This is a genomic window from Kitasatospora sp. NPDC023118, from assembly GCF_055560875.1.
In genome coordinates, this window is sequence record NZ_JBVHHW010000023.1 from 63567 (window position 1) to 83320 (window position 19754).

The window sequence follows — 19754 nt, forward strand, 5'->3', positions numbered from 1 at the left end:
AAGCGGGCTCAGGCCGCTATCGGCCGCTGGCTGCGCACCGCCTGGAGCAGCCCGACCCCGATCCAGACCGCGAACATCGAGGAGCCGCCGTAGGAGACGAAGGGCAGCGGGATGCCCGCGACCGGCATGATGCCCAGGCACATCCCGATGTTCTCGAAGGCCTGGAAGGAGAACCAGGCGATGATCCCGGCCGCCACGATCGTCCCGTACAGGTCGGTCGCCTGGCGGGCGATCCGGCAGGCGCGCCACAGGATCACGCCGACCAGTCCGATTATCGCGAGCGCGCCGACGAAGCCCAGCTCCTCACCGGCGACGGTGAACACGAAGTCGGTCTGCTGCTCGGGCACGAACTGCCCGACGGTCTGCGTCCCGTGGAACAGCCCCTTGCCGGTCAGTCCGCCCGAGCCGATCGCGATCCGGGCCTGCGCGGTGTTGTAGCCGACGCCGTTCGGGTCGAGCTGCGGGTTGGCGAAGGCGGCGAAGCGGTCGATCTGGTACTGGCTCAGCAGTCCGAGCTTCCAGATCGCGATGCTGCCGCCGACGCCGGCCGCGAGGATGCCGAGCACCCAGCGGTTGGCCGCGCCGGAACCGAGCAGGATGCCGAGCACGATCGCGGACATCACCATGGTCGACCCGGCGTCCGGCATCAGCAGCACCAGGCCCATCGGCAGGCAGGCCCAGATCAGACTGCGGAACACCGCGCGGTGCGAGGGGAACTCCCGCTCCCCCGCGTCCACTTGGTCCGACAGCACGACCGCCATCGACAGCACGATCCCGAGCTTCGCGAACTCGGCGGGCTGGATCGAGAAGCCGCCGCCGAGCTGGATCCACGAGTGCGCGCCGTTGACGGTCGAGCCGATCGGGCTGAGCGTCGCCAGCAGCAGCAGGATCACGGCGACGTAGACGAACGGCACCAGGGTGCGGACGCGCCGGGCTCCTATCGCTATCACCACGGCGCACAGCACCAGGCCGACCACGAAGTTGGTCAGGTGCCGGTAGAGGAAGTACTGCGGGTCCCCGTGGGTGAGGTTGTCGCGACCACGGGTGGCCGACCAGACCAGCAGCGAGCTGCCGAGCGAGAGGGCCAGCGCGGCCAGCAGCAGTATCCAGTCCAGCCGCCACAGCGGCGAGTCCTTGGCCAGGGCCTTGGAGACCCCGGTGCGCTGCGGGCTCAAGCGCAGCTGCCGGTACGAACCGTAGGAGGTCATGCCCGTCCCCTTCCCGCGCGGTTCGGTTCGAGCGCGGCATCGGCCACGGTGTACGACACGGGGCTGTCGGACGGCGGCGCCGGATCGAGCCAGGCCGTCGCGGGAGCCGCGTCCGCCTGGGCGAACTGGGTGAACTGAACGGGCTGTACGGAATGTACGGCCTGAACGGGCTGCGCGGCCTGAACGGGCTGTACGGACTGCGCCGAGCCGGCGGCCGGCGGCACCGGGGCCGGGGCGACCGCGCCCGGCGCCGGGTCGACCGTGTACGAGGCCGGCTTGATGATCGCGGTGCCGTCCGGGTTGAACTTCGGCAGCTCGCTCTGCGGCGTCGGCAGCAGCGCCTTGCCGCTGTCGATGTTGCCCTTGTCGTCCACGCCGTACAGCGCCTGGTAGATCCGGCGGATGGCGTCACCGGAACCGCCGGAGCCGGTGCCGCCCTGGCTGATCGTCATGACGATCGCGTAGTCCTTGCTGTACGTGTCCAGCCACGACGTGGTCTGCTTGCCCTCGACCTCGGCGGTGCCGGTCTTGGCGTGCAGCGCGATCTTGTCCTGCGGCCAGCCGTTGAACTTCCAGGCGGCGGTACCGCTGGTGATGACGCCCGCGGTGGCCTGGTTGATGTAGCTGAGCAGCTTCTGGTCGCCGGGGAACTTGGCGTCCTCGTGCGGGGCGATCTCGCGGACGAGGTCCCCGCTCGGGCTTATCACCGCCTTGGCGATGGTCGGCCGGTAGAAGGTCCCGCCGTTGGCCAGCGCCGAGTAGATGCGGGCCATCTGGACCGGGGTGACGAGCGTGTCGCCCTGGCCGATCGCGTAGTTGACGGCGTCACCGGCGCGCATCTGGTAGCCGTCGACGCAGTTCTCCCGGGCGATCTGGTCGGAGAAGCTGTTGCCGCCCTTCTGCGCCTGCGCGCACCAAGCGTCCTTGTTGTTGTCGTAGAAGGACTGCTTCCACTGCCGGTCCGGCACCCGGCCGGGGACCTCGGCCGGCAGGTCGATGCCGGTCTTGGCGCCGAGGCCGAACTGGTGGGCGGCCTTGAAGAACCAGTCACCCGGGTCCTTCTTCGGCTTGATGCCGCCGTCCTTCATCCACTGGTCGTACGCCAGGCCGTAGAAGACGGTGTCGCAGGAGACCTCCAGCGCCCTCTCCAGGGAGATGGACCCGAAGCTCTCGCTCTCGAAGTTCTTGAACTCGCGGCCGCCGATGGTCATGGCCTTCGGGCACGAGTAGGTCCCGTCCAGCGAGTAGCCGGCCTCCACGGCGGCGGTGGTGGAGACGACCTTGAAGGTCGAGCCGGGGGCGGACTGACCCTGTATGGCCCGGTTCAGCAGCGGGAAGTTGGAGTCCTTGCTGGTCAGCGACTGGTAGTCCTTGCCGCTGATGCCGCCCACCCAGAGGTTGGGGTCGTAGGTCGGGGCGCTCGCCATCGCGATGATCCGCCCGGTGTGCACGTCCATCACGACGGCGGCGCCGGAGTCGGCCTCGTAGTTGCGGTTGGTGACTTTGTCGAAGGTGTTCCGGGCGTCGGCCATGGCCTGCGCCAGGTTGTCCTCGACCACCTTCTGCACCCGGGCGTCGATGCTGGTGACCAGGTTGTTGCCGGTCTGCGGGGCGACGGTGCCGGCGGTGCCGATCACCCGGCCGAGGTTGTCCACCGCCAGCTTGGTGATGCCGGCGGTGCCGCGCAGGTCGCGGTCGTACACCGACTCCAGGCCGGCCCGGCCGATCTGGTCGGCCGGCAGGTAGCGGTCCAGGCCGCTCTTGTCGGCGGTCTTGCTGACCTCGTCGTCGGTGACCGGCGAGAGGTAGCCGAGCACCTGGGCCAGGTTGGCGCCCTCGGCGCCGGTGTAGCGGCGCACGGAGGTGGGCTGCGCGGTGATCCCGGGGAAGTCCTCGCGGCGCTCCATTATCTGCATCGCCTGCTGGGTGGTCGCCTCCTTGGTGACCGGGATCGGCTGGTACGGCGATCCGTTCCAGCAGGGCTGCGGGGTCTTGGCGTCGCAGAGCCGGACCTTCTCCTGCACGTCCTTGGCCGGCATGCCGAGCACCTCGGCGAGGCGGCCCAGCACCGCCTTGCCGCCGTCCTTCTGCTGCATCAGCGAGGTACGGCTGACGGACACCACCAGCCGGGCCTCGTTGCCGGCCAGGATCCGCCCGGAGGCGTCCAGGATCTCGCCGCGGACGGCCGGCTCGACCACCTCGCGGATGTGGTTGCCGGTCGCCTTGGCGGTGTACTCCTTGGCGTTGCGGATCTGCAGGTACCACAGCCGTCCGCCGAGGGTGGCGAGCAGCGACAGCACCAGGATCTGCAGCACCACCAGACGGATCGTCACCCGCCGGGTTCGGCCGGTCTCGGGGATGTTGCTCACGTCTCGTGCGCTCCAGGGTGCGGGAAAGTCGGGAGTTCGGGGGCCTGGACGGGCCGGTTACGGGCGCCGGACGAAGCCGGGCGCGCGCCGCTTCTTGTACTTCGGGCCGGTCGAGACCTCACGCGTGGTGCGGTAGCGGGCCAGCGTGCCGAGGCCCGGTCCGCCCTCGTCGTCGCCGCTGGCGGCGGCCACCGGGTCGCGGCCGAAGCGGCGGCCGAGCAGTATCACCAACGGCACCACGAACGGGGCCAGCAGCAGGTCGTACAGCAGGGCGCTGATCACCAGGCCGCCGAGTCCGACGTGCCGGGCGGCGGTGTCGCCGACCAGGGCGCCGACGATCGCGTACAGCAAGGTGGAGGTGATCGAGGCGGCGCCGACCACCAGCAACGCGCTGGAGACCGAACGCTGGCGGCCGTGCTCGGGGCGCAGCAGCCCGGCGACGTAGCCCATCAGACAGAGCACCAGGGCGTAGCGGCCGATGGCGTGGTCGGAGGGTGGCGCGAGGTCGGCGAGCAGGCCGGCCGCGAAGCCGACCAGGCAGCCGCCCCTCGGCCCGTAGACCATGGCCAGGCCGACCACGACGAGCAGCAGTATGTCCGGGGTGGCACCCGGGAGCTGGAGCCGGCCGAACACGCTGACCTGGAGGATCAGGCCGAGGAGGATCAGTACGGCGGAGACGGGGATGCGGGCGAGGCGCATGGCTCAGTTCCCCCCATTGGGCTTGGCGGGCGGGGTGGCGGGCGCGGTGGGCTGCGGCTGGGCGGGCGCGGTCGGGGCCTGGCTCTGCCCGGGGGTGGGGGCCGGCGGCAGGACGGCGTCGCGCGGGTCGGTGCGCGGCGGCACGACCACCACGCCGACCAGGTCCAGCCGGGTGAACTGGACGAAGGGCTCGACCAGGACGGTCTTGGTCAGCTGGCCGGCGTTGGCCTGGACCTCGGTGACCTTGCCGACCGGGACACCGGGCACGAAGGGGCGGCCGCTCTGCGAGCCGAAGGTGACCAGCCGGTCACCGGTCTTGACCTGCGCCTTGCCGTTGAGCAGGGAGACCTTCATCGGGCTGTCGCCGCCGCCGGAGGCGAAGCCGATCTCGCCGCTGCCCTCCAGCCGGGTGCCGGCCGAGAAGCCGGGGTCGGAGGCGAGCAGCACGGTGGCGGTGGTCCGGGCGACGGTGGTGATCCGGCCGACCAGGCCCTGACCGTTGATCACCGTCATGTCGCGGGTGAGGCCGTCGTCGCTGCCGGCGTCGATGGTGATGGTCCAGGAGAAGCCCTGAGCCGGGCCGATCGCGATGACCTGGGCGGCCTTGACGGTGTATCCGCCGGCGCCGGCGGTGCGCAGCAGGTCGTCCAGTTGCTTGGTACGACCGCTCGCCATGTCGGAGGAGGCGAGCTTCTGCCGCAGTTCGGTGTTCTCGCGGGCGAGCTGGTCGGTGCGGCCGTTGTGGGTGGCGGCGTCGCGGAAGGCGCGGACGGTGTTGGCCACCGGGTCGACGATGGTGGCGGCGCCGCGCTCGACCGGGCCGAGGACGCTGGCGGCCGCGTGCCGGGCCGGGCCGAGCGGGGAGTCCGCACCGCCCTTGATGTCCACGGTGATGAGCGCGAAGGCGACGGCCACCAGCAGGATGAGCAGCAGCCGGCTCTCTCGTGTGTCCCTCACGGTGCTGGTACTGCCCCTTCGTACCTGGCGGCCGCCCGGGGCTGTGGGGCCCGGGCGGCGGCCCGTTCAGTTGAGTGTCGGATGTCTCGTCGTGGTGCTAACGGCGCGGCTGGGCGTCCAGTACCTGCTGGAGCGCCTCGAACTCCTCGACGCACTTGCCGGAGCCGAGCGCGACGGAGTCGAGCGGGTTCTCGGCGATGTGGATCGGCATGCCGGTCTCGCGGCGCAGCCGCTCGTCCAGGCCGCGCAGCAGGGCGCCTCCGCCGGTGAGCACGATGCCGCGGTCCATGACGTCGCCGGCCAGCTCGGGCGGGCACTGGTCGAGGGTGGTCTTGACCGCGTCGATGATCGAGTTGACCGGTTCGTCGATGGCCTCGCGGACCTCGGCGGCGGAGATGACCACGGTCTTGGGCAGGCCGCTGACCAGGTCGCGGCCGCGGATCTCGGCGTGCTCGTCCTTCTCGCCCTCCAGGCCGAAGGCGCTGCCGATGCTCATCTTGATCTGCTCGGCGCTGCGCTCGCCGAGGAGGAGCGAGTACTCCTTCTTGATGTGCTGGACGATCGCGTTGTCCAGCTCGTCGCCGGCCACCCGGATGGACTGGGCGGTGACGATGCCGCCGAGGGAGATCACGGCGACCTCGGTGGTACCGCCGCCGATGTCGACGACCATGTTGCCGGTGGCCTCGTGGACGGGCAGGCCGGCTCCGATCGCGGCGGCCATCGGCTCCTCGATGATGTGCACCTGGCGTGCGCCGGCCTGCGAGGAGGCCTCGATGACGGCGCGGCGCTCGACGCCGGTGATGCCGGAGGGCACGCAGACCACGACGCGCGGGCGGGCGAGGTAGCGGCGGCGGTGGATCTTGAGGATGAAGTAGCGGAGCATCCGCTCGGTGATCTCGAAGTCGGCGATCACGCCGTCCTTGAGCGGGCGGATGGCGACGATGTTGCCGGGCGTGCGGCCGATCATCTTCTTGGCCTCGACGCCGACCGCGAGGATGCCGCCGGTGTTGGTGTTGACCGCGACGACGGACGGCTCGTTGAGGACGATCCCCTTGCCCCTGACGTACACCAGCGTGTTGGCAGTTCCGAGGTCGATCGCCAAGTCGCGGCCGATGAACGACAGGTTGCTCGCCATGGGGTGTGGGTGCCTTCCCGGGCTCGGAGTTCATGGGGTGTGGACGGATGCAGCGCCCACGCTTGGGCGGAGACCAGCTGAGCTGCCTTACCGGGCCCTTGAGTCGCGTCCATCGTAGTCACGCCGCGCGGAACGGACATCGACGTGGGGGCACACCGTCCATTGTCCGGAGCGTGATCGCTTCTCCGAGCATTGGGACGCCGTGTCGGCATCCCCAGTTCCCTATTTCACGATAAGAATGCCCCGGCCGGGCCAATGGTCCCGACCGGGGCAGTCCCGAGGTCCTGCGGGCCGTGACGCGCTGCCCGCCGGGGCGGATCGTCCGGCCCTCCCGGGCGGGCCGCCCGGCTCGGATCAGGCGTGCGCCGGGAAGAAGATCTTGATCTCGCGCTCGGCGGACTCCGGGGAGTCGGAGGCGTGGATCAGGTTCTCGCGGGTGATGGTCGCGTAGTCGCCGCGGATGGTGCCGGCTCCGGCCTCCAGCGGGTTGGTGGCACCGGCCAGCATGCGGATGCCCTTCACGACCTCCTCGCCCTCGACGATCATCGCGATCGACGGGCCGGAGGTCATGAACTCCAGCAGCGGCTCGTAGAACGGGCGGCCGACGTGCTCCTCGTAGTGCTGCTCCAGCGTCGCCCGGTCGAAGGTGCGCAGCTCCATGGCGGCGAGCTGCCAGCCGGCCTTGCGCTCGATGCGGCTGATGATCTCGCCGGCCAGGCCGCGGCGGACGGCGTCGGGCTTGAGCAGGACGAGAGTGCGCTGGGACACGGTGCGTCTCCTGGGGATTCGGTTCGGCAGACAGTCGGGTCGCGAGGCGGGAGCCGACAGGGCAGAGGTTACCTTGCGTACACGGCGTGTCGGTCCGCCGGTCCCGGCCCCGGCCCGGTACGGCCGCCGGCTCAGGCCTGTACGGCCGCCCCGGCCTCGGCGGCCGCGCGGGCGGCCTTGAACTCGTCCACCTTGCGGCCGTAGTGCACCGAGCACCACCACAGGCCGGCGAAGACCACGCCGAGGCCGAACATGGTCGGCAGGATGAAGCCGCTGGCGATCAGGCCGGCCTGCAGCACCCAGCCGATCTGCACCGCGCCAGGGCGGTTGATCATGCCGCAGAGCGCGACGCACAGCGCCATCGCGATCCCGCTGACGATCCACACCGTGGCCGTCGAGACGCTGGAGAGCTGCATCGCGACCAGCGCCGCGAACATGATCAGCAGCGCCTCGCCGATCAGGGTCGAGGAGCAGAGCGTCCTCATGTCACTTCCTCCCGAGCAGCAGGCGGGCCTCGCCCACCGTGATGACCGAACCGGTGACCAACACCCCGGCGCCGCCGAGGTCGCCCTCCTCCTCGGCCAGGGTGACGGCGGCGGCGATGGCGTCGTCGAGCCGGGGCTCGACCTGGACGCGGTCCTCGCCGAAGACCTCGACGGCCAGGGCCGCGAGCGCGTCCACGTCCATCGCGCGGTGGGTGGAGTTCTGGGTGATGACGACCTCGGCCAGGATCGGCTCGAAGGCCTCCAGCACGCCGGCCACGTCCTTGTCCCCGGAGGTGCCGATCACGCCGACCAGGCGGGTGAAGCCGAAGGACTCGGAGATCGCGGCGACGGTGGCCTGGGCGCCGTGCGGGTTGTGCGCGGCGTCGAGGATGATCGTGGGGCTGCGGCGGACGACCTCCAGGCGGCCCGGCGAGGAGACACCGGAGAAGGCCTGGCGGATCTTGTCCACGTCCAGCTGCCCGCCGCGGGCGCCGCCGACGCCGAAGAAGGCCTCGACCGCGGCCAGCGCCAGCGCCGCGTTGTGCGCCTGGTACTCGCCGTGCAACGGGATGAAGACGTCCTCGTACTCCTCGCCGCCGAGCCCGCGCAGCGTCACCAGCTGGCCGCCGACGGCGAGTTCACGGCGGATCACGCCGAACTCCATGCCCTCGCGGGCGACCGTGGCGTCCACCTCGACGGCCCGGCGCAGGATGGTCTGGGCGGCGTCCAGCTGCTGCTGGGCGACCACGGCGACGGCGCCGGACTTGATGATCCCGGACTTCTCGACCGCGATCTCGCCGGTGGTCTCGCCGAGCTTGTCGGTGTGGTCCAGCCCGATCGGGGTGATCACGGCGACGGCGGCGTCGATGACGTTGGTGGCGTCCCAGGAGCCGCCCATGCCGACCTCGACCACCGCGACGTCCACCGGGGCGTCGGCGAAGGCGGCGTAGGCCATGCCGGTCAGCACCTCGAAGAAGGACATCGGCACCGGCTGCGCCGCGTCGACCATCTGCACGTAGGGCTCGATGTCGCGGTAGACCTCGACGAACCGCTCGGGGCTGATCGGGGCGCCGTCCAGGCTGATCCGCTCGGTGACGGTCTCCACGTGCGGGCTGGTGTAGCGGCCGGTGCGCAGCTCGAAGGTGTTGAGCAGCTGCTCGATCATCCGGGCGGTGGAGGTCTTGCCGTTGGTCCCGGTGATGTGGATGGAGGGGAAGGACCGCTGGGGCTGGCCCAGGATGTCCATCAGCGCCTCGATCCGGTCGAGCGAGGGCTCCAGCTTGTTCTCCGGCCAGCGCTTGGACAGCTCCAGCTCGACGTCGCGCAGGGCGTCGCCGGTGCCGCCGTCGGCGGGGCGGAGGGTGTACGGGTTCGGGTCGGCCTTGTCGCTCACGACCACAGTCTACGGAGCGGCGGCGGTCCGTCCTCACAGGGTGAGAGCGGGGGCGGGGGCGGGGGCGGCGGCCGGGGTGAGAACGGCCGCTTTGCCCTGACTTTGCCCATGCCTCCGATTTACCCCCTTTACTATTATTTTAGCGAGTTTGAGCGGCAATGAAGCATCGATTCGCAACCCACAGGAGCTGACAGCCTTTGATCATGAGGAGTACCGCGCCATGCTCGATGCCCTGCACGACTGGATCGTGCTCCGCCAGGAGGAGATCGTCTGGGTCGCCGGACTGATCTCCCTGGCACTCGTCGGCTACATGGCCTTCGTCTTCGGCCGCTTCCTCGTGTACTGGGCCGGCTCCCGCCACGCCTTCAAGCACAACAGGCCCGCCGAGCCCGGCGACCCGTCCGCCTTCCAGTGGCACCTGGTCATCCCCTGTCGCGACGAGGAGGCCGTGGTCACCCAGACCCTGGAGGGCCTGCGGGCCGGCGCGCCCGACGCCCACCTGTGGGTGATCGACGACGACAGCGAGGACGCCACCCGCGACCTCGTGCTCGCCGCCGCGGCCCGCGACCCGCGCATCCACCTGGTCCAGCGCCGCCGCCCGCACGCCCGGATCGGCAAGGGCGCCGCCCTCAACGCCGCCTACCGCGAGATCTCCGCCTGGCTGCCCGAGTCCACCGACCGCTCCCGGGTGGTGATCGGCGTGGTCGACGCCGACGGCCGGCTCGACCCGGGCACCCTCGGACAGGTCTGCAACTCCAAGGCGCTCGGCCGACCCGACACCGGCGCCGTCCAGATCGGCGTGCGGATGCGCAACGCCGACGACGAACGACCGCTGCCCGGTCGCGGCCGAGCCGCCAACGCCTTCGCCCGCGCCCTGGTCCGGATGCAGGACGTCGAGTTCCAGGCCAACAATGCGGGCATGCAGCTGCTGCGCCGCCGCACCGGCAGCGTCGGCCTCGGCGGCAACGGCCAGTTCGTCCGGCTCACCGCCCTGGACTCGCTCACCGCCGAGGAGGGCCGGGCCGGCCGCCCCTGGCCCGAGCGCGCCCTGCTGGAGGACTACGAGTCCGGCCTCGACCTGCGGCTGGCCGGCTGGCGGCTCACCCACATCACCGAGGCCCAGGTCTCCCAGGAGGCCCTGGTCTCACTGCGCCGCTTCCTCACCCAGCGCACCCGCTGGGCCCAGGGCAACATACAGTGCCTGCGCTACACCGGCCGGGTGCTGCGCTCCCCGCACTACACCTGGTCCGGCAAGGCCGAGGTGATGTACACCTTCCTGCAGCCCGTGGTCTGCGTGCTGCTGGTGCTGCTCTTCCCGCTCTCGCTCGGGATCACCGCCGCCGGGCTGGTGCTCTTCCCCGCCGAGACCGCCGAGTTCCAGCTCCGGTTCGGCCCGTGGATGCTGCTCGCCTTCGCGCTCGCCACCCTGCCGATGGTGTTCTGGGGCCTCGCCTACCGCAAGCACGTCCACACCGACCGCAGCCGGCTCACCGGGCTGCTCTGGGGCGTCCTGGTCTGGCTCTACGCCTACCACCTCTTCGTGGTCGCCCTACGTGCCGCCGTACGGATGCTGCTCGGCCGCAACGGCTGGGCCAAGACCCGGCGCAACGCCGAGAAGGTCGCCGTCGGCGCCCCCACGGCGCTCGAATCCTGACGCCCCACCCCCGCGCCTCCTCCCCCGCGCCTCCTCCCCCACGCCTTCCGCCCCCGCCGGTCACCGGAGTCCTCCCCATGAGCATGTGCCTGCCCCCGTCCAGCGTCGCCGTCGTCCTCGGCACCCGCCCCGAGCTGGTCAAGCTCGCCCCGCTGATCCACGAGCTCGGCGACGCCACCCGGCTGGTGCACACCGGCCAGCACTGGGACGAGGCGATGTCCGGCCGGTTCCTGCGCGACCTCGACCTGCCCCGGCCCGAGCTGCTCACCGGCGTCGGCGGCCGCCCCCGGGCCGGCCAGATCGCCCGGTCCCTCGGCCAGCTGGACGCCGCCTTCGCCGAGGACCGCCCCGCCGCCGTGGTCGTCCAGGGCGACACCAACGCCACCCTCGCCGGGGCGCTGGCCGCCAACGCCCGGGAGATCCCGCTGGTGCACGTGGAGGCCGGGCTGCGCAGCTACGACCGGGCGATGCCCGAGGAGCACAACCGGGTGATGGTCGACCACGTCTCCGACCTGCTCTGCGCCGCCACCGAGGACAACGTCGCCAACCTGCGCGCCGAGTCGCTCGACCGGGACCGGATCGAGCTCACCGGCAACACCGTGGTCGAGGTGGTCCGCCGCCAGCTGCCGGACGAGGCCGCCCGCGCCGCGCTGCTCGCCGCCCACGGGCTTCGCCCGGACGCGTACGTGCTGGCCACCGTGCACCGCCCGGAGAACACCGACACCGCCGAGGCGCTCGGCGCCGTGCTCGCCGAGCTGGATCGGATCGCCCGGGCCGGCACCCCGGTGCTGTTCCCGATGCACCCGCGGACCCGGGCCGCCGTCGAACGCTTCGGGCTGGACGGCCTGCTGGAGCACCTGGCCGTCACCGGGCCGATCGGCTACGGCGACTTCCTGGGCCTGGCGAGCCACGCCGCGCTGCTGGTCTCCGACTCCGGCGGCGTGCAGGAGGAGTGCACCGTGCTCGGCCGACCGCTGCTGGTGGTGCGCCGCTCCACCGAGCGCCCGGAGGCGGTGACGGCCGGCTTCGCCGCGCTGGTGCGGCCCGGCGAGGAGCTGGGCGAGCTGGCCCGCGCCTGGCTGTCCGACACCCCCGAGCGGCTGACCCGGCTGGCCACCACCCCGAGCCCGTACGGCGACGGCCTCGCCTCGGCCCGGATCGCCGCGCTGACCGCCGGGCTGGCCACCGGGTCGGCCGGGCGCAGCGAGGCCCCGGCACTGCCGCTGGCCGCGTAGGGCCTCTTGACGACCGGATCGGCCTACTCCACCTTGTGAGTCAAGTCTCCTTTGCCGAAAGGGACTTGAGCTGATCGACCAACCGGGCCGCCAGGGCGGGCAATCCGGCCGTCGGCGCCGTCGGCGGGCCCTTCGGCTCGGGGCGAAGGGCCCGGGCCCGTCGGGGGTCAGGCCCCGGCGGCCCGGGCCTCCGGGACGTGCGGAGCGCCGCCGTAGCGACGGCGCAACTCGGCCGTGATCTCGGCCAGTTCGCCCTCGGGCAGCAGCGGCAGCATCATCGCGACGCCCTGCAGCAGGCCGCCGAGCAGGAACGTGGTGTCCGCCGTCGCGGCGACCAGTCCGCGGACCTCGGCCACCTCGCCGGCCGCGACCGCCTCGATCAGCTGGGCCGCGGTCGCGGTCTCCTCGTCCATCTGGACCGCCGCGGTGTCCTCCGGGGCCCGCCGGGCCATCGACCGCAGCACCCGGTCGCCGACCTCGGGGGCGTACGCCTTGCGGACGGCCTCGGCGGCGATCCAGGTGAGCAGCGTGGTCACCTCCCGCTCGACGTTCTCCTCGAACAGCAGGTCCAGCTCGTGGTCGAACGCGAGCTGGTTCCCGTGCCGGAAGGCGAGCAGCAGCGTCGCCGCCCTGGCCTTGGCCTCCTCGACCGCCGCGGCAGGCAGTTCCTCGGCCAACTCCTCGGTCACCACCACGCCATGCCCTCCCGTCCGCCGTTCACTAGGAACGTTCAGCAGAAACGCCCTTCGGAAACTCCGTGCACACCGTACACATCCGACCTGCAAACTTCCGCGAACGCGCGCGGGCAAGACCGGAATCAATTCGCTCGGAATAGGACCTCACCCGGTCCAGGATGAATATTCGCCGGAAGAGAGCAATGTTGCTGCTCTATTGGGCGTAGCGAAAACCGCGTCCGGTGAAGCGCGCCCGGAAAACGCCCGAGGGGCCGCACCCCGCGTGTCGCGGAGTGCGGCCCCTCGAAGGGCGATCAGGCTCAGCCCTGCGGCAGCGCCGCGAGCTGGGCGGTGATCCGGGCGATGTCGGCCTCGGCGGCCTCCTGGCGGCCCCGGATCTTGGCGACCACCTCGTCCGGCGCCTTGGCCAGGAAGGCCTCGTTGCCGAGCTTGGCGGCGGTCTGGGCCTTCTCCTTCTCGGCGGCCGCGAGGTCCTTGGCGAGGCGCTTGCGCTCCGCCGCGACGTCGATGGTGCCGGAGAGGTCCAGCGAGACGGTGGCACCGGCGACCGGCAGCGAGGCGGTGGCCGCGAAGCCCTCCTCGGGGGCGGTCAGCCGCAGCAGCGAGCGGATCGCGTCCTCGTGGGCGGCCAGCGCGGTGCCGTCCAGCTCCAGCCGCGCCGGGACGCGCTGGCCCGGCTTGAGGCCCTGGTCCGTGCGGAACCGGCGGACCTCGGTGACCACCTGCTGCAACGTGGCGATCTCGGCCTCGGCCGCGGTGTCGCGGTAGCCGCTGTCCTTCGGCCAGTCGGCGATGACCACCGACTCGGCACCGGTGAGCGTGGTCCACAGCGTCTCGGTGACGAAGGGCACGATCGGGTGCAGCAGCCGCAGCGTGACGTCCAGGACCTCGCCGAGCACTCGGCGCGCGGCGTCGGCCTGCGGGCCGCCCTTGGCCAGGGTGGTCTTGGAAAGCTCGACGTACCAGTCGAAGACCTCGTCCCAGGCGAAGTGGTACAGCGCCTCGGAGAGCTTGGAGAACTGGTAGTCCTCGTACAGTGCGTCCACCTCGGCGACGGTGCTGCCCAGACGCGACAGGATCCAGCGGTCGGTCGCGGTCAGCTCCTCCGGCGCGGGCAGCGGGCCCTCGACGGTGGCACCGTTCATCAGCGCGAAGCGGGTGGCGTTCCAGATCTTGTTGGCGAAGTTGCGGGCCGCCTGGACCCAGTCCTCGCCGATCGGCACGTCGACGCCGGGGTTGGCACCGCGCGCCAGCGTGAAGCGCAGCGCGTCGGAGCCGTACTTGTCCATCCAGTCCAGCGGGTTGACCACGTTGCCGAAGGACTTCGACATCTTCTTGCCGTTCTGGTCACGGACCATGCCGTGCAGCGCGATGGTGTGGAACGGCGGGGTGCCGTCCATCGCGTAGAGGCCGAACATCATCATCCGGGCGACCCAGAAGAACAGGATGTCGTAACCGGTGACCAGGACGGAGTTCGGGTAGAACTTCGCGAGGCTCTCGGTCTGCTCCGGCCAGCCGAGCGTGGAGAACGGCCACAGGCCGGAGGAGAACCAGGTGTCCAGGACGTCGGTGTCCTGGTGCCAGCCCTCGCCGGTGGGCGGCTGCTCGTCGGGGCCGACGCAGACGATCTCGCCGTTCGGGCCGTACCAGACCGGGATGCGGTGACCCCACCACAGCTGGCGCGAGATGCACCAGTCGTGCAGGTTGTCGACCCAGTCGAAGTACCGCTTCTCCATCTCCTGCGGGTGGATCTTGACCTTGCCGTCGCGGACCGCGTCACCGGCGGCCTGGGCGAGCGGGCCGACCTTGACCCACCACTGCATGGACAGCCGCGGCTCGATGGTGGTCTTGCAGCGCGAGCAGTGGCCCACCGAGTGGACGTACGGGCGCTTCTCGGCGACGATCCGGCCCTCGGCGCGCAGCGCGGCGACGATCGCCGAGCGGGCCTCCAGGCGGTCCAGGCCGAGGAAGGGGCCGTGCGCGGTGATGACGGCGTGCTCGTCCATCACGGCGATGTTGGGCAGGCCGTGCCGCTGGCCGATCTCGAAGTCGTTCGGGTCGTGCGCGGGCGTCACCTTGACGGCGCCGGTGCCGAACTCCGGGTCGACGTGGGTGTCGGCGACGATCGGGATGCGGCGGCCGGTCAGCGGCAGCTCGATCTCGGTGCCGATCAGGTGCTTGTAGCGCTCGTCCTCCGGGTGGACGGCGACCGCGGTGTCACCCAGCATCGTCTCGGCGCGGGTGGTGGCCACGACGATCGAGTTCTCGCCCTCGCCGTAGCGGATCGAGACCAGCTCGCCGTCGTCGTCCTGGTACTCCACCTCGATGTCCGAGATGGCGGTCAGGCAGCGCGGGCACCAGTTGATGATGCGCTCGGCACGGTAGATCAGCTCGTCGTCGAAGAGCTTCTTGAAGATGGTCTGGACGGCCTGGGACAGGCCCTCGTCCATGGTGAACCGCTCACGGGACCAGTCCACGCCGTCGCCGAGGCGGCGCATCTGGCCGGAGATCTGGCCGCCGGACTCCGCCTTCCACTTCCAGACGCGCTCGACGAAGGCCTCGCGGCCCAGGTCGTGGCGGGACTTGCCCTCCTTGGCGAGCTCGCGCTCGACCACGTTCTGGGTGGCGATGCCGGCGTGGTCCATGCCGGGCTGCCACAGCGCCTCGTAGCCCTGCATCCGCTTGCGGCGGACCAGCGCGTCGATCAGCGTGTGCTCGAAGGCGTGGCCCAGGTGCAGGCTGCCGGTGACGTTCGGCGGGGGGATGACGACGGTGAACGGGGGCTTGTCGCTCTTCGCGTCCGCGGTGAAGTAACCACGCTCTACCCAGCGCTCGTACAGCTCGCCCTCTACGTCCGCGGGGGTGTAGGTCGTCGGGAGGGTTGCCGCATCGTCCCCGGTGGTGCTCACGGGGCGCTGGTTCGTCGTGTCGGTCACGACGCACAGTTTACGTAACCCCGGGCGCTGGTTACGAACCGCTTTCGTTCCGTGGACTCGCCCCGCCCGAACACTCCCGTAACGGGCACCGTGCGGTAGCGTGCCCGGGCACTTGTCCGGGTGTCCGGGCGTGCACGGAACTACCCAACACCACGATCGGCCGCGGGTGCGGCGGGGGAGCACGAGGACAGATGTACGGCCAGGGACAGCAGTATCCGCAGGGTCAGCCTTACGGCGGTCAGCCTTATGGCGGCCCGCCGCCCCAGCAGCCCTACGGCGCCCCGCAGCCCCAGTACGGATACCCGCCGCAGCAGCAGCCCTACGGCGCCCCGCAGCAGCCGTACGGCGTGCCGCCGCAGGCGCCGTACGGGCAGCCCGGCTACCCGACGCAGCCGCAGAAGGGCAAGGGCGGTCTGGTGATCGGCCTGGTGATCGGCGCCCTGGTGCTGGGCGGCGGCGGTTTCGCGGCCTGGAAGTTCCTCGGCGGCAGCGACGCGGGCGGCCAGTACAAGCTCACCGCCCCGCAGACGCTGCTGGACGGCTACGTCCAGAAGTCGGCGAAGGACCAGCCCGCCGACATGAGCAACCCCCAGGCGGCGAAGTTCGGCAAGGACCTGCACGGGCTGGGCGCCAGCTACAGCAAGGGCGCCGACATCAAGAACATGGACTCGCTGTCGATCATCGGCATCTACGGGGATCTCAACGACCCGGACCAGATCATCGCCGACTCGAAGAAGGACAGCGGCGGCCTGACCTGGACCACGCCGATGACCGACTACCCCGCGCAGGACAGCCACGCCTCCGCGGGCAAGCTCAGCTGCGGCGTGGCCAGCGTCATCGCGGGCAAGCCCGGGCCGACGATCTGCGTGTGGGCGGACAAGTCCACCTTCGGCCGGGTCACCTTCACCCATCTCAGCCTGGGCAGCACCGGCGGTGACACCAACCAGGGCATCACCCCGGACCAGGCCGCGGAGAAGACCCGGGCGATCCGCGACGCCATGAAGGTCGCCAAGTAACGCGCACGTCATGCGAAGGGGCCCCGCACCGGATCCGGTGCGGGGCCCCTCGCGTGACCGCCGTCGGGTCAGGCGCTCTTCTCGCGGCGCTCGCGCTTGATCATGTCGCGCGGGACGAGGGTGGGGATGGCGTGCTTGGAGACCACGTCCCCGGTGACCACCACGCGGGCGACGTCCTGGCGCGAGGGGACCTCGTACATCACGGACATCAGCACCTCCTCCATGATGGCCCGCAGACCGCGCGCGCCGGTGCCGCGCAGGATCGCCTGGTCGGCGATCGCCTCCAGCGCGTCCCGGGAGAACTCCAGCTCCACGCCGTCCAGTTCGAAGAGCTTGCGGTACTGCTTGACCAGCGCGTTCTTCGGCTCGGTGAGGATCTGCAGCAGCGCCTCGCGGTCGAGGTTGTGCACGCTGGTGATCACCGGCAGACGGCCGATGAACTCGGGGATCATGCCGAACTTCACCAGGTCCTCGGGCATCACCTGGCGGAAGTGGTCGCTGGCGTCCGACTCGCGCTTGGAGCGGATGTTGGCGCCGAAGCCGATGCCCTTGGCACCCGCGCGGCCCTCGATGATCCGCTCCAGGCCGGCGAACGCGCCGCCGACGATGAACAGCACGTTGGTGGTGTCGATCTGGATGAACTCCTGGTGCGGGTGCTTGCGCCCGCCCTGCGGCGGCACCGAGGCGGTGGTGCCCTCCAGGATCTTCAGCAGCGCCTGCTGCACGCCCTCGCCGGAGACGTCGCGGGTGATCGACGGGTTCTCGCTCTTGCGGGCGACCTTGTCGATCTCGTCGATGTAGATGATCCCGGTCTCGGCCTTCTTGACGTCGTAGTCGGCCGCCTGGATCAGCTTGAGCAGGATGTTCTCGACGTCCTCGCCGACGTAGCCGGCCTCGGTCAGCGCGGTGGCGTCCGCGATCGCGAAGGGCACGTTCAGCATCCGGGCCAGGGTCTGCGCCAGCAGGGTCTTGCCGGAGCCCGTGGGGCCCAGCAGCAGGATGTTGGACTTGGCCAGCTCGATGGCGTCCTCGCGGCCGTTGCCGCCGCTGCGCCCGGCCTCACCGGCCTGGACCCGCTTGTAGTGGTTGTAGACGGCCACCGACAGCGCCTTCTTGGCGAGGTCCTGCCCGACCACGTACTGGTCCAGGAACTCGTAGATCTCGCGCGGCTTCGGCAGTTCCTCGAAGCGGACCTCGGAGGTCTCGGCGAGTTCCTCCTCGATGATCTCGTTGCACAGGTCGATGCACTCGTCGCAGATGTACACGCCTGGGCCGGCGATCAGCTTCTTCACCTGCTTCTGCGACTTGCCGCAGAACGAGCACTTGAGCAGGTCGCCACCGTCTCCGATGCGTGCCACGAGGTGCTTCCCCTTCGCCAGGGGCCCCGCAGGGGTTCCGGGGCCTGGTGCTGTGGACCGTCCGCGCCGACGGCGCTCGGTCTCGCTATCCGACGGTACTCTGCCGGGCCGGTGATTCCGTCCTCTTCGCCGGGTCTGCCCTACGCCCTGGGCGAATTGATACCGAACAGATGCCGTGCCAGAGCCCGCCGACGGGTCGGGGCGGGACGCGCGACCGGGTGCGCGTCCCGCCCCGACGGTGCCGGCCTCAGGAGGTCAGCGAGGTCTTGCGGGTGGAGATGATCTGGTCGACCAGGCCGTACTCGACGGCCTCCTCGGCGGTCAGGATCTTGTCGCGCTCGATGTCCTCGCGCACCTGCTCGACCGACTTGTTGGAGTGCTTGGAGAGCATCTCCTCCAGCTGCTCGCGCATCCGGAAGATCTCCTTGGCCTGGATCTCCAGGTCGGACACCTGGCCGCGGCCGGTCTCGGTGTACGGCTGGTGGATCAGGATGCGGGCGTTCGGCAGCGCCATCCGCTTGCCGGGGGTACCGGCGGCGAGCAGCACGGCTGCGGCGGAGGCCGCCTGGCCCATGCAGACCGTGGTGATGTCCGGCTTCACGTACTGCATCGTGTCGTAGATGGCCGTCAGGGCCGTGAACGAGCCGCCGGGCGAGTTGATGTACATCTGAATCTCGCGGTCCGGGTCCATCGACTCCAGGCACAGCAGCTGCGCCATGATGTCGTTCGCCGAGACATCGTCCACCTGCGAGCCGAGGAAGATGATGCGCTCCTCGAACAGCTTGGCGTACGGGTCGTACTCGCGGATGCCCTGCGTGGTGCGCTCGACGAAGCGCGGGACGATGTAGCGGCCCTCGGCGCGCATGTCCTCGACGCGGGCCTTGGCGGCCGACAGGCTGGGGATGTTCATGGGGGTTCTTGTCCTCCGGGGCGTTGGGGCTGTGGTCTCGTGGGCCGGGCCGAGGCTCAGGCGCCCGTGCCGCCGCCGCCGGGGACGTCCGCGGCACTGTGCATGATCGCGTCGATCAGGCCGTACTCCAGGGCCTCCTCCGGCGTGAACCAGCGGTCGCGGTCGGAGTCCCTGGTGATCTGCTCGAAGGACTGGCCGCTGTGGAAGGCGATCAGCTCGGACATCCGCTTCTTGGTGCGGAGCAGCTGCTCGGCCTGGATGCGGATGTCGGTGGCGGAGCCGCCGAGGCCCGCGGAGGGCTGGTGCATCAGGATGTTGGCGTTCGGCAGCGAGAAGCGCTTGCCCTTGGCGCCGGCGGTCAGCAGGAACTGGCCCATCGAGGCGGCCATGCCCATCGCGATGGTGACGACGTCGTTCTTGATGTACTGCATGGTGTCGTAGATCGCCATGCCGGCCGAGATCGAGCCACCCGGGGAGTTGATGTAGAGGAAGATGTCCTTGTCCGGGTCCGCGGCCAGCAGCAGCAGCTGGGCGGTGATCTTGTTGGCGATGTCGTCGTCGACCTGCTGGCCGAGGAAGATGATCCGCTCGCCCAGCAGCCGGTTGTAGACCTGGTCGCCGAGGCCGCCGAGCACGTCACCAGCGGCGGCGTGCGGCGCCATCGGGCCAGGCATCTGCATCTGCGGGAACGTCACTTAGCCACCTGCTCAGTCGATTTGGACGGTCGCTCCACGGCCGTCGCGGTGTCGCACAGCTTCCGGGTATCACGTCGTGATTGTTGCTGTCCAAGGACCCTAACGCGCAGGCCGGGCCGCAGAATCCCTCACGCAGAACTGTTCGCTGTGAGCGCAGGGTCGCGGCGGCGCGCGGGCGGGACGACAGCGGGCCCGGACGCCGTACGGCGTCCGGGCCCGCTGGGCTGCCTCAAGGGGCCAC

16 protein-coding genes are annotated in these 19754 nt (G+C 70.6%); 3 read left to right on the forward strand and 13 right to left on the reverse strand.

The features are described 5' to 3' along the window. Positions 1–8: 8 nt before the first annotated feature. The 8 genes from rodA to folC all read right to left on the reverse strand — a co-directional run bounded on the left by rodA (position 9) and on the right by folC (position 9014). On the reverse strand, positions 9–1208 hold the full coding sequence (gene rodA, locus ACZ3UD_RS26865; RefSeq protein WP_465592798.1) for a rod shape-determining protein RodA: 1200 nt from the start codon (positions 1206–1208) through the stop codon (positions 9–11). Further along, the gene (gene mrdA / locus ACZ3UD_RS26870; protein ID WP_465592801.1) at positions 1205–3577 is read right to left on the reverse strand and encodes a penicillin-binding protein 2; all 2373 of its coding nucleotides are present in this window, start codon (positions 3575–3577) and stop codon (positions 1205–1207) included. The genes rodA and mrdA overlap by 4 nt, the downstream gene beginning before the upstream one ends. 57 nt (positions 3578–3634) lie before the next feature. Next, positions 3635–4276, reverse strand: a complete 642-nt coding sequence (gene mreD / locus ACZ3UD_RS26875; protein ID WP_465592804.1) for a rod shape-determining protein MreD — start codon at positions 4274–4276, stop codon at positions 3635–3637. A gap of 3 nt (positions 4277–4279) precedes the next feature. Further along, positions 4280–5233 carry a rod shape-determining protein MreC gene (gene mreC, locus ACZ3UD_RS26880; RefSeq protein WP_465592807.1) on the reverse strand — a complete coding sequence of 318 codons (954 nt, stop codon included), beginning with the start codon at positions 5231–5233 and terminating at the stop codon, positions 4280–4282. A 97-nt stretch (positions 5234–5330) separates the two neighbouring features. Further along, on the reverse strand, positions 5331–6356 hold the full coding sequence (locus tag ACZ3UD_RS26885) for a rod shape-determining protein (RefSeq protein WP_355669593.1): 1026 nt from the start codon (positions 6354–6356) through the stop codon (positions 5331–5333). 366 nt (positions 6357–6722) lie between these two features. Then, on the reverse strand, positions 6723–7136 hold the full coding sequence (gene ndk, locus ACZ3UD_RS26890; protein ID WP_380613723.1) for a nucleoside-diphosphate kinase: 414 nt from the start codon (positions 7134–7136) through the stop codon (positions 6723–6725). A 131-nt stretch (positions 7137–7267) separates the two neighbouring features. Further along, the gene (locus tag ACZ3UD_RS26895; protein ID WP_465592810.1) at positions 7268–7621 is read right to left on the reverse strand and encodes a DUF4233 domain-containing protein; all 354 of its coding nucleotides are present in this window, start codon (positions 7619–7621) and stop codon (positions 7268–7270) included. A 1-nt stretch (position 7622) separates the two neighbouring features. Continuing rightward, positions 7623–9014 (reverse strand): bifunctional tetrahydrofolate synthase/dihydrofolate synthase, encoded by a 1392-nt coding sequence (gene folC / locus ACZ3UD_RS26900; RefSeq protein ID WP_465592813.1) that lies wholly within the window; start codon positions 9012–9014, stop codon positions 7623–7625. 220 nt (positions 9015–9234) lie between these two features. Here folC and ACZ3UD_RS26905 point away from each other — a divergent pair, with 220 nt between their 5' ends. Next, positions 9235–10668: a glycosyltransferase family 2 protein gene (locus ACZ3UD_RS26905; protein WP_465592816.1), complete on the forward strand. Its 1434-nt coding sequence runs from the start codon at positions 9235–9237 to the stop codon at positions 10666–10668. An 83-nt stretch (positions 10669–10751) separates the two neighbouring features. Then, the gene (wecB, locus tag ACZ3UD_RS26910; protein ID WP_465592933.1) at positions 10752–11903 is read left to right on the forward strand and encodes a non-hydrolyzing UDP-N-acetylglucosamine 2-epimerase; all 1152 of its coding nucleotides are present in this window, start codon (positions 10752–10754) and stop codon (positions 11901–11903) included. Positions 11904–12070: 167 nt separating this feature from the next. On the opposite strand, the gene ACZ3UD_RS26915 is transcribed toward wecB, so the two are convergent. Together ACZ3UD_RS26915 and ACZ3UD_RS26920 are read right to left on the reverse strand one after the other, a co-directional pair. Beyond that, the gene (locus ACZ3UD_RS26915; protein WP_465592819.1) at positions 12071–12598 is read right to left on the reverse strand and encodes a hypothetical protein; all 528 of its coding nucleotides are present in this window, start codon (positions 12596–12598) and stop codon (positions 12071–12073) included. Positions 12599–12897: 299 nt separating this feature from the next. Next, positions 12898–15534 (reverse strand): valine--tRNA ligase, encoded by a 2637-nt coding sequence (locus tag ACZ3UD_RS26920; RefSeq protein WP_465592822.1) that lies wholly within the window; start codon positions 15532–15534, stop codon positions 12898–12900. Between the two features lie 191 nt (positions 15535–15725). Between ACZ3UD_RS26920 and ACZ3UD_RS26925 the strand changes: the two genes are divergently transcribed. Next, positions 15726–16550 carry a hypothetical protein gene (locus ACZ3UD_RS26925; RefSeq protein ID WP_380613717.1) on the forward strand — a complete coding sequence of 275 codons (825 nt, stop codon included), beginning with the start codon at positions 15726–15728 and terminating at the stop codon, positions 16548–16550. Positions 16551–16618: 68 nt separating this feature from the next. Here the strand turns inward: ACZ3UD_RS26925 and clpX are convergent, their stop codons facing one another. From clpX to ACZ3UD_RS26940, 3 genes are all read right to left on the reverse strand, one after another. Continuing rightward, positions 16619–17908, reverse strand: a complete 1290-nt coding sequence (clpX, locus tag ACZ3UD_RS26930) for an ATP-dependent Clp protease ATP-binding subunit ClpX (RefSeq protein WP_063347569.1) — start codon at positions 17906–17908, stop codon at positions 16619–16621. A 247-nt stretch (positions 17909–18155) separates the two neighbouring features. Next, on the reverse strand, positions 18156–18818 hold the full coding sequence (locus ACZ3UD_RS26935) for an ATP-dependent Clp protease proteolytic subunit (RefSeq protein WP_153460658.1): 663 nt from the start codon (positions 18816–18818) through the stop codon (positions 18156–18158). A gap of 56 nt (positions 18819–18874) precedes the next feature. Then, positions 18875–19492, reverse strand: coding sequence for an ATP-dependent Clp protease proteolytic subunit (locus tag ACZ3UD_RS26940; protein WP_380613737.1), 618 nt, complete (start codon positions 19490–19492; stop codon positions 18875–18877). Positions 19493–19754 lie beyond the last annotated feature (262 nt).